The sequence below is a fragment of the Agriterribacter sp. genome, assembly GCF_035444585.1.
GTDB lineage: Bacteria > Bacteroidota > Bacteroidia > Chitinophagales > Chitinophagaceae > Agriterribacter.
Window position 1 is genome coordinate 1,735 of record NZ_DAOMOZ010000014.1, and the last position, 9,479, is coordinate 11,213.

General features: G+C 49.2%; 5 protein-coding genes and 1 pseudogene. All 6 read right to left on the bottom strand.

Annotation, left to right across the window (positions count from 1 at the left end):
* Positions 1-973: linear amide C-N hydrolase (locus PLH26_RS02720; RefSeq protein ID WP_324584447.1), on the bottom strand; the 973-nt coding region annotated here is incomplete at its 3' end.
* A 240-nt stretch (positions 974-1,213) separates the two neighbouring features.
* Positions 1,214-1,534, bottom strand: a complete 321-nt coding sequence (locus PLH26_RS02725) for a hypothetical protein (RefSeq protein ID WP_324584448.1) — start codon at positions 1,532-1,534, stop codon at positions 1,214-1,216.
* A 214-nt stretch (positions 1,535-1,748) separates the two neighbouring features.
* Positions 1,749-3,188: a DUF1501 domain-containing protein gene (locus tag PLH26_RS02730; protein ID WP_324584449.1), complete on the bottom strand. Its 1,440-nt coding sequence runs from the start codon at positions 3,186-3,188 to the stop codon at positions 1,749-1,751.
* Between the two features lie 38 nt (positions 3,189-3,226).
* Positions 3,227-5,698, bottom strand: coding sequence for a DUF1549 domain-containing protein (locus PLH26_RS02735; RefSeq protein ID WP_324584450.1), 2,472 nt, complete (start codon positions 5,696-5,698; stop codon positions 3,227-3,229).
* Between the two features lie 223 nt (positions 5,699-5,921).
* Positions 5,922-8,972 carry a glycosyl hydrolase gene (locus PLH26_RS02740; RefSeq protein WP_324584451.1) on the bottom strand — a complete coding sequence of 1,017 codons (3,051 nt, stop codon included), beginning with the start codon at positions 8,970-8,972 and terminating at the stop codon, positions 5,922-5,924.
* A 234-nt stretch (positions 8,973-9,206) separates the two neighbouring features.
* Positions 9,207-9,479: pseudogene (locus PLH26_RS02745) on the bottom strand (arabinose isomerase); the annotation flags it as partial.

Consider the following 9,479-nt stretch of genomic DNA (forward strand, 5'->3'; position numbering starts at 1 on the left):
TTTTTACTTTACCGGTTTTTTCATTAAAATCCAGTTTTTTCAGATCCACCCATACGGTGTTCGGGGTAAGGGCGTTTTCAAAATAGTAAACCAGGTTTTTCTGATCGGCTACGGCTCTCCATCTCGTGGTAGAAAGGTTAGGAAACCCTTCGGTAGAGATCCCGTAAGGAACCGAGCATTGCCTGATAACGCTGAATGCGCTGGCTACTGCGATCCTGGTATTATCTGTTTGCGGTATAGCGTGGATATAATAAGAGGCGCGTACAAACCTGTCGGCAGCCCTGTTCGTACCGGGCAGGAAGATATTTCCCGGGATCCCTTTCCAGTATTCATTTATAGCCAGTTGTTCTTCAAACGACGGATCGTTGGTCATCACTACATAAGACGGGTCGTGATGAATGACCAGCTTTCCTCCGATATATTCCAGGATGGCATTATCGCCGCTGGCATCCGATAGTGAAAGGTGAACGGTAGTGTACTTGTCTGTGCCGGGAATAAAATCCGTAACTACTGCAAATGTTTCTTTTTTAAAATGGTCAACCGCCTCACTCACGGTAGCAAAGTTATCCAGTGCATATTGTGCCCAGAGTGATACGGCAAGCCCTTTTTTATCTCCGCCTTTTTCAAATTCGGGATATTGCGAACTCACCAGCCATAGCAAATTGGCAACCAGCCCTTTTTCATTCATACCATCCGACACGGCGATATCCCACGAGCTGGCAGAAACACTTCCGTATCGTGACCTCCATTTGATGGAGCTGCTCCCTACATTGCCGCTATGTTCCATTCCTCTTGGGAACAACCATAAATTGGCGGGGATCTCCATAGAAAAATCCATGCTCCTTGCTGTAATAACAGTATTATTGGGCCCTTTATACACCACTCTTGTACAGGCCTCTGTTTTATTAACTGCTGCAGGTAAAAAGGCAATAAGCAATATAGCTGCTACCATTTGTTTTGCCGGTGTATGCATAATAGATTGTTTTATGATGGTTATTATAATTGGTACATCAGAATGATGAGCAACGTGTTTGGGGTGGGATTACATATACTCCTTAGCTCGACTTTGAGCCCTTTAACGAACCAGGAAACTCACCAGGTATATCCTATGCTTCGCAGATACACCTTCCCGGATAATTTGAAATGCGGCCCGGTGGAACACCGAATAAAGTTAGCAAATTCCGGCTTCAGTGAACATCGTATAATATACTGTTCAGGAAAGAAAAAGGGTATGCACCATTTTCAAAAGCCCGCCCAGAAATGAGAAAATTACACCGGTCATAAAACAATTCAGCGTTCTCCGGTAAAACCGGTCAGCCTGCTCCCTGTCATAACCGTTATATAGTATACGGTATAATGATACTATTAAAAGTGTTATGCCAATGAGGATAAAAAACAGTATCAGTAAAGGGATTACATCATTTCTGGTATCCCGCCTGACCAACCCCGTTGCAAAGTTTAAAACGAATCCCAAAATGATACCGGCGGCTGTAACAAGCGGTTGCCTGAAATTAAAAAGTTGATCTTTTTCCATTGTATGAACGCTAAAAATGACCGATGTTAGGCTGATGATAAAGCATTGCTGAAGTTAAAACTTTGCATTTTTACCAGCAAATCCTACACTAATTACGCAAAAAAGGTCAATTAAAGCATTAATGCAGACACTTCCTTCGTCAGTGTGACAAGCTGCGGGTTGCCGGGTGAGCTTTGCTGCAGGTACCCGGCAGCGTTACCACTGCCGGGGATCCCTACACTTTTATCAGCAGGTCTTCCACTATTTCCCCATCCCCATCGGGAGTGGTATAAAAAGGCCTTTTCTCCACTTCGTAATTGGTATCCGGAGGTATGCCCAGGGTGTGGTAAATGGTTTGGTGCACTTGTTCTATTCTTATTGGGTTCTCAATCGTTTTGCAGGGGCGTTCGTCGGCGGTTTTACCGTACACAAACCCTTTTTTGATACCGCCGCCAAACATCAGTATGGAGCAGCCATCCGTAAAATGACGATGCATACCGTAAAATTTCATGTCGTTCAAAATATCGGGCTGGTTTACCTGTTCTTTTACTGTGGCATCGGGTCTGCCTTCCACCATCATGTCCCTGCTGAACTCGCTGGCTACAATGATCAGGGTACGGTCAAGGTGGCCGCTCTTATCCAGGTCTTTTACCAGTTGGGCTATGGGGCCATCCACCATTTTTTTCATGCCTACCATACGTGTGTGGCCGTTTTCATGGGTATCAAACCCTTTAAACGGCTCATATTCGGTGGTAACGCTGATGAATCTTGCGCCCTGCTCGGTAAGGCGCCTTGCCAGCAGGCAGCCCAGTCCAAAGCGGCCGGTATTGTACACATCGTACACTTCTTTGGGCTCCAGGCTCAGGTCGAACGCCTTTGCCTCCGGCGAATTGAGCAGCATATAGGCCTGCTCCATGGATCTTTTCAGCGATTCTTTCTGGTAGTCGCTTCCCAGGTCGCCGATCACACTTTTGCTGATCAGGTCATTATACAACTGATTGCGTCTTTCAAAACGTTTGGCGTCCATACCTACGGGCGGACGTACGCTTTCCAGTCCCTGGCTGGGATCGGGGATTAAAAACGGGCCAAATTCATTGCCTAAAAATCCGGCAGTATGAAAAGCTTTTAGTTCTTCTGCTTCGCCAACGTTCATCCGTTGACCAATATCAATGAAGGCCGGGATCACCGGATTTTTAGGACCCAACTCTTTGGCGATCCATGCACCAATATGCGGCGCGGCAACCGTTTGAGGCGGTTCATAGCAGGTATGCCAGTGGTATTGGTGCCTCGAATGAAGAATATGTCCCATATCGGCGGCAACATACGATCTTATCAAAGTGCCTTTGTCCATTACATTGCCTATGGATTGCAGCCCGTCGGAAAACCGGATACCATCCAGGGCGGTAGGGAACGATTCGAATGTGCTCAGCACCCGGTTGCCTTCCAGCCCCTTTTCATAAGGCGTATATCTTTTGGGGTCAAACGTTTCGGTATGCGCCATACCACCGGCTAACCATAGCAATATAACCGTGTCGGCGCTGGTGTTGGCGGCTATCTTTTTTCCCTTTCCGCACCCTGTCAGCAGGCTGGCTACCGGTGCACCTGCCGCCAAAGCGGCGAGCGTGGCTGCACTGGATCTTTTAATAAATTCTCTTCTGTTCCAACTGGCTTTCATGATCTGAATATTTTAAATGGTGTGCTTAAATTGTCTTATTAATAAATTAACTGAAATTCGGGATGCAGGGTCATAGCCCACAAAAAATCCTGCACGGCAGCCTCGGTAGGCGTTTTACCCAGCACTTTCATTGCAACCGACTGCTCGTCTGCCACCGGCGGCCGCCCCAGTGTGTTCCGGTATATTTCAGTTACCATTTGTTCTGCATCGGGATACTCCTGTTTCCACTTTACTGCGGCACGCACCATCGCATTATTGAACCGGTCGCCATTGGTAAGTTCGAGCGCCTGCAGCAGGTTGGCCTGCGAGAGGCGGCTGGTGGAAACGGTTTCGCGGTTGGGTCGGCCAAGCGCTGTAAGATACCCATCATTTTTAACGAGCGATGCCCGTGGGAAACGAATATCGGCTTTAACATCTTCGGGCAATAATTTATATACTATAGCGCTATCGCCGTAAACCGGCTCAATAGCTTTGCTCACCGCATCGGTAAACTGTTCTGCCGTGAGCCGCCGGCGCAGCATACCGGTAAATACATAATCGGGTGCAATGATCAGCTCCGCTTCTTTTATGCCTACCGATGGCAGTTGATAGGTTTTTGAAGTGAGTATTTTATAGATGAGCTTTTTAACGTCGTATCCCGTTGCCACAAAGTCGGATGCCAGCCAGTCGAGCAGGTCCTGGCTCCAGGGCTCATTGTCCATTACGTCTACCGGTTCCACGATGCCGCGTCCCATCAACTGGGCCCACAGCCGGTTTACCAGGGTCCTGTACAATCTCCCATCCTTAGGTTGCACCAAATAATCTGCCAGTTGCTTTAATTTCTCTTGCGGGATAGCGTTGGAATCTATTTCGCCCAGTTCTTTGTACAGCATGCGGGTAGGCGCCATTTTGCCGGTGGGCTTATCACAGCGGTTGATCTCCAGCGGGCTGTCGGAGAATATATTGGCAAATGCATATGCATCTTCTAGTTTCCAGTCGCTGATAAAGCTGTCGTGGCAGGACGCGCATTTTAAATTCAATCCTAAAAAAACCTGCGACACATTCTGGGCTGCCTGCATTTCTGTTCGCTGGCTGGAATTAATGGTACCGCGCCATTTGATGCCTGCAATAAATCCTTTTGATTGCTCGTCGGGGCTGATCAGCTCTTTCACAAAAACATTATACGGCTTATTGTCACGCAGGGCATTGTATAACCATTCCGTAATGTCGTAACGCCCGCCTGTTATATAGCCCGTTCCGCTGTAATCGTTGCGTAAGGCGTCGTTCCAGAAAGTGAGCCAGTGCTGGGCGTAGTCGCTGTTGCGGCTGAGCAGGTTGCTCACCAGCATTTCACGCTTACCGGCGCGGGTATCTTTTATAAAAGCTTCTACTGTATCCGGGGCAGGCACCAAACCAATTACGTCTAAATATACCCGGCGGATATATGTACGGTCATCTACCTTTTTGTTCCATTCAACATTATGCTTCTTAAAATAGTCGTTCACAAAAAGATCAACAGGGCTCACCAGGTCGCCGGTTGAAGCAGGAATTTCAGGCATGCGGGGCTCCAGTGCAGCCACCCGGTAAATGCTTTTCAGGTTGCCTTCAGGCCAGGGCGCGCCCTGTTTTATCCAGTATTCAATGATGGCTATCTCCTGCGGGGTAAGCCCCTTTCCTTTGGAAGGCATGGCCTCCTTATGGCTGCGGGGCAGCTTGATCCTCCGTACCAGTTCACTTGTTTCGGGACTGCCGGGTACGAGCGAAGGTCCATCCTCCCCTCCTTTAAAAATCGCTTCCTTTGAATCAAGCCTCAGATCACCTTTTTGCTTGGCCTCTCCATGACAATTGGTGCAGCTGTGGGCGAAAATGGTGCGTACCTGCAGGTTCAGTTCCTGTATCTGCGCTTCATTTAAAGGACCGGTTTGATTGGCCAATACAAATGTGGGCTGATTGGCGGCAAATTCCGGCTGGGCAGAGGGCAATACGCTTGTAAGATAATCTTCGCCATGCGTGAGGGATGCGCCATAATGCCCGGCCACTGTAACACCCGCTACGGTTAGCGTTAGCAACAGCTTTTGCATGCGCCGCGACTTTTTGAAATAGGCATAAGTGGTAATGCCGGCCAGCACCATCGTGGCAATACCCGTCCACTGGTGAAGAGGCAATAGTTCCCCACCGTATTCTTCCGTATTGATCAGCAGCAATCCGAACGCAACCGATAAAATTGCTGAAATGGTTCCAATGACCATCAATACCTTTATGGCCGGGCCAAAATCATTCGATTTTCTTTTCCAGATCAACAATTCCAGCAGCCAGGCTACCACGAGCAGGCCGATAGGGAAATGTACAATTAAAGGGTGCAATCTTCCCAGGAAGGTCCAAATCCAGAAAGGTGTTGCGGAAGCTGCTTCCGTTTCATTAGCTATAGCCGGATGCATCATAACCGAAAGCAAAAGCAGTACACCAGCAGCTTTACAATAACCTGACTTCAAAAATCCTTTGCCTTGCATTTTTGTGGTTGTCTGTCTCATCAAATTCTAAATGTTACAATCGTTATAAAAAATTATTACTACACTAAAATGAGCTACTACAGGTTAACAGTGTTTCGTGGAAACCCGAACCATGGCGTAGGGAACTGCTAAGGATTAACGGTGTTTCGTGAGACACGAACCACGGCGCTGGTAAATACTTCAGCAAGTTACCATTTAAAGCAGTGCTGCATATCCTGTTCCATCCTGTTGTAAAAATCATATGTTAAAATTCAGTTCGTTTAATGGTTACCGGTCCTATAAGCCCCGAGCGCAGCAGCGGTGCATCCTTTTTATAATGCTTATACGTGGTAAACGTATACCTGCCGCTGGTTCGCGGCTTCCCCTGCAGCAGCCACTGCGGCCATTGCCCGTTCTTTATACCGTCATCCGGCAACTGCTCATCGCCGATCAAACGGTTTGCCCATAAGTTGGCAACTTCTATCTCCAGCTCGTTTCCTTTTTGTTTTACGATTCCTGTAATATCCACCTGCCAGGGGGCTGCCCATACCACGCCAAGATCTTTCCCGTTAAGCCTCACCCGGGCCAGGTTCTTCACTTCTCCAAGGTCAAGCACCATACGTGCTTTTTTGCCTGTGCTTTCTTCAAGATCAAAGCGCTGGCTGTAAACCGCTGTCCCCGAATAATATTTTATGCCTTGCTCCGGACGGGCTGTCCAGTCTTCCAACCGGTCAAAGACTATCTTTTCCGGTCCGCCCCATCTGGGATCAAAAGCTACCGTCCATGCCGTATTCAATGTGGCGATGTTCTTAAGCTCCGGGAAATTTTCTTTTCCCGGAACAGGAGTACCCGCCCTATCTTTTTTGAAAACAATAAAGAAGCTTTGACGGGGTGCAAACCGTAAAGGAATACCGGTTTGACCATCTCCCTGCTTAAACTCAGGCAATGCCCTCATTTCACCGGTAACCGGGTCCCAGAGTTCAGGGCTGCCGCTGTCGCACCTGAATACCGCATCTGTTTGTAAAGGCTCATCCGTTTTATTCGCTACGAAATAAATATCCCAGCCGGGAGATGTGCGGTGTGTGTAACGCAGATCGCCTGCCCATTCAATATCTTCAGGCAATCCCATATTCTTTAATATACCGGCAGTTATGCTATATAAGGGATAAAATCCGTCGGATCTTGTGCTCACACCGGCGCCCCAGATGATCTTTCCTTTACCATATTCCCGATCTCCATAAGCGAGCGGGATCTCCAGGCTGCCCCATATGGTGCGCGACAGGGCTTTTACCTGCTCATCGCAGCCGGGGTATCCTGTTAGTCCCGGCGACTGAACAGGCGGATTGCCTACCACTACCGCACCTTCATATATCAATGCGCCGATCTTTTCCAGCAAACGAGGCGTCATCGTTACAATATCCGGCAGTACCAGCAACTTATACGTTGCTCCTCCCGGAAATACTACCTGGTTATCTTTAACGCCTGCGTTCAGCAATTGTCCCGGCGAGCACCCGTCAAAATTATAACCTCTCCTGTCGCGCACCGGCTCTTCGCCCGTAAGCGCCGATGAAGGTGGTCTAAAAACATGCGGGGCGCCTTCGGGTGTCAGGTACAATACATCTGCTACGGTCCTTCCCTGCCGCAGCATGAACTGGCAGCGTGAAATGTACCGGTGATAATCCCCTACCATGGGCCACCAGGTCTGGTTCCTGTCCCAATGGATGCCATAAGGCCCCATCGTCATGCCGGGCCGCAGGCTGTCGGCCAGCACCTGGCTTTGAAAAGTATGGTATACCAGCCGGTTAATGCCGGCAGCAAAAGCCCAGTCGCCCTGCGCTTTCATAGAACCGGGGTACTGTTTCCAGCCCTCGTTTTTCTCGGCGGTAAATGCTTCTGCGGGAACCAGCGGCTGCCCGTTAACATGAGCAATGGAAACCGCTTCAACACAACTGAATGAGGTATTGTAACCAAAATCTTTGCTCCAGAATTCACACATCGGTACATCTGCCACAGCGCCCAGCTCAAGATCGGCAGTAGGGTTCATATCATAGGGTTCTATGGATAGCCCTAACCCGTGGCGATGCGCATATTTTTTAACCTGCCCGGCATGGTATTCCAGTACCAGTTCCTGTGCGGTTTGCCTCAGGTCCCATAAAAATCTTTCGCTCACCCCGCGGCTTTCAACAACAACACCGCTGTATACCGGGTAGAAAGGCAGCGGGTCGTATCCTCTTCTTTTTATGAACTCCGGCCTGAAATTCTTTGTCCAGTTTTGTGCTCCCATTTCCCAGCTGTCCATGTGCAGGAATTTCAGTCCGCCTTCCGATGCTTTGGCAGGCTTTCCAGTTTTTTTGAAGATCCTGCCCGTGTAGTGATCAAGGTGCGCATTCAACGCGCCGGTGTCCATCTTATCTTCCTCAAATCCAAGCCCGGGAAACGGCGCCGGCCGGGTAACTGCCCCATTGTTGCGCCTGCCAAACCGCATAACGATCCAGTTGCCCTGCGGCACCTCCCAGTTTAATGTTCCATCGGGCTGTAATTTATCGGTAAGGTCTATGATCTCCTTTTTTGAAACAGCGTCGCCTGCACTAACATTACCGGTATCGGGAACCAAAAAGGGCTTCACACCTGCTACAGAAGAATAAGGTGCGCGGTAGTACAGCGCTTTTTCATCAATATCTTTTATTTTGCCTGTATCCGAAGGCTGCGGAAATGCCAGCACGGCAACATCTTCATAGAAATCCTGCCACTGTTTTTTTAAACCGGGGGTGAATCCGCCCTCTCCAAAAAAAGGCCTTTTGGGAGCAGGAACCGGCAACTTTATTTTTTTGGTTTCATTTGCCGACACTGCTACAGTTGATGATACCAGGTGCTGCATAGATTGTTCAGGAGCAACCCAGGGACCGCCGCTGCCCGACCATCCGGGGCCTATGCCCAGTGTCATGTCAATGTTAAGCCTGCGGCATTCTTTTTCGGCATGGGCAAACAAGTCAAGCCACCTGTCGCTTAAAAAATCAACCCTGCCCCGCGGCACCCCCACATTTACTTCAAGAAAAATAAGGTTGCCGATACCGGCCGCAGCCATTGATTCCAGATCTTTCGTCATTCCTTCTTCCGACAGATTTCCATCCATAAAATACCAGTACACGCCGGGTCTCGCCGCATCAGGTGGCTTTACAAATCCAGACCGCAGGGCCTGTATGCCCGATATATCCGCTTTATCGGAACCGGATATTTTTTTGTTGCATCCATACCACAGGAGTACAATAATTGAAATAAAAACAGTTCCTGGTTTGCTGTTCCGGAGTAAAAACATAAGCTTTTTTAAAATACTGTTCAAATAAAAAAGAAGCCCTGGTGCTGGTACGTGAGACACGTACCAGGGCGATTGTTTTACCTCACCCCAACCCCTCTCCGCCCGGAGAGGGGCTAAATCCCCTCCGCTTCCCATCAGTTGCCATCCGGGAGTCTCTTCTCTGAGGCTCACCACTACCGCTTATTGCTCAAAGCCGACCGCTGATAGCTGACGGCTGAAAGCCCCCGCTCCTCCTCAACACACCTGTACCGTCTCCACTCCCAGCAGTTCACCGAGCTTTTTGATCTTCGACGCAATATGGCCAATTCCTATTGCGCAATGATGAGCCGGACCATGCAGGTTCCACTGCTCCACGAACTGCCTTGCGCCAACAGTAAAGCGATAGCGGCTGTTGGTGTTGCCGATCTCCAGTATGGGACCCGCAACCGATTCGGCCTCGGCTACAAGAAACAATAATTTCCCGTCTCTCGTTTCCACAACCGACAGCAGGGCTACCGCCCCGTAGCG

Bases quoted from the DNA above. Each gene is read 5' to 3' on its own strand.
- PLH26_RS02740 (WP_324584451.1), bottom strand. From the start codon at position 8,972: ATGTTTTTACTCCGGAACAGCAAACCAGGAACTGTTTTTATTTCAATT.
- PLH26_RS02725 (WP_324584448.1), bottom strand. From the start codon at position 1,534: ATGGAAAAAGATCAACTTTTTAATTTCAGGCAACCGCTTGTTACAGCC.
- PLH26_RS02735 (WP_324584450.1), bottom strand. From the start codon at position 5,698: ATGAGACAGACAACCACAAAAATGCAAGGCAAAGGATTTTTGAAGTCA.
- PLH26_RS02730 (WP_324584449.1), bottom strand. From the start codon at position 3,188: ATGAAAGCCAGTTGGAACAGAAGAGAATTTATTAAAAGATCCAGTGCA.